This is a genomic window from uncultured Kluyvera sp., assembly GCF_902485085.1.
In the GTDB taxonomy this organism is placed as follows: Bacteria; Pseudomonadota; Gammaproteobacteria; order Enterobacterales; family Enterobacteriaceae; genus Kluyvera; species Kluyvera ascorbata.
In genome coordinates, this window is sequence record NZ_CABTJS010000107.1 from 1 (window position 1) to 1,291 (window position 1,291).

At 51.4% G+C, this 1,291-nt stretch carries 1 protein-coding gene and 1 pseudogene; both read left to right on the forward strand.

Annotation, left to right across the window (positions count from 1 at the left end):
• Nucleotides 1-119 precede the first annotated feature (119 nt).
• Nucleotides 120-920 (forward strand): annotated as a pseudogene (locus tag RDN66_RS13050) (methyl-accepting chemotaxis protein); the annotation flags it as partial.
• Nucleotides 921-1,191: 271 nt separating this feature from the next.
• Nucleotides 1,192-1,291 (forward strand): IS1 family transposase (locus RDN66_RS13055; protein ID WP_032316422.1); only part of this gene is annotated, 100 nt, incomplete at its 3' end.

A 1,291-nucleotide genomic window follows, 5' to 3' on the forward strand; every position in this document is an offset into this window, starting at 1 on the left:
AAATAGCCTAAATAGGCTGATTCGATGTGTTTGCGGGAAAAAAATCGGCCCAGATCCGCGAAATTTTAATCAGCGAGTCAGCTTGGGAAGAAATGACCTGCTTATTCGCACCTTCCTTAGGCAATGATGAGCTGTCAGCGCGTACTGAACAACAATCTGCCGCCGTTGTTGAAACTGCTGCCAGTATGGAAGAGCTGAGCTCGACGGTAAAACAGAACGCGCAAAACGCCCAACAGGCGAGTTTGCTGGCTGTTACCGCGTCCGATACGGCGAGTCAGGGGGGTATTGTTGTAGGTAATGCCGTGAGTCGGATGAAAGATATTATCGAAAGCTCACGCCGCATCTCTGAAATTACCACCGTTATTAACGGTATCGCGTTCCAGACCAATATTCTGGCGCTCAATGCCGCCGTTGAGGCTGCGCGTGCGGGCGACCAGGGGCGCGGGTTTGCCGTTGTTGCCGGAGAGGTACGTTCATTAGCTCAGCGCAGCTCACAGGCTGCAAAAGAGATTGAAGCGCTCATCGGCGAGTCAGTTCATTTTGTAGAAGAAGGCGCAAAACAGGTCGATCTGGCGGGTGAAAGTATGAGTGGGATTCTTCACTCCGTTACCCAGGTTAAAGATTTGATGCAGGAAATTGCCGCAGCGTCTGACGAGCAAAATCGGGGTATTGCGCAGATTGCTCAGGCCATGTCTGAAATGGACACGACAACACAGCAGAACGCCGCTCTGGTTCAGGAATCGTCTGCTGCTGCGGGAAGTCTGGAAGATCAGGCGGTCAAGCTGCAGCAACTGGTTGATGTATTCCGTTTACCTGGGGTACAAACGGCGGCGGCTGCGGCCAAAGCCCCTAAACGTCCTCTTAAAATGTCCCCTGTGTCTGCGGCTGCAGGCCATGATGCAGGTTGGGAGACGTTCTAAAGCAGGGCCTTACTGTAATAGCGTCGCACCTATTGTTCAGGTGCCGGTAATTCCAACGCTGCCACGGAATATCGTGGCAGCGTTTTCGCTATATTATTTTTTGGCATTTTTTACCGATGGTTTCACCGTGACCTGATGACGTATCTGGTTCAGCGTATGCATGCATCTATCCAGATTAAGCGGTTCACCCTCTTGCACGTTAATAGCCTGAATGTGGGTAATGCTGCCAACTTACTGATTTAGTGTATGATTGTGATTTTAAGGTGCTTGCGTGGCTTCCATTTCCATCAGATGTCCTTCCTGCTCCGCTACTGAAGGCGTGGTGCGTAACGGCAAAAGCACTGCCGGACATCAGCGCTATCTCTGCTCTC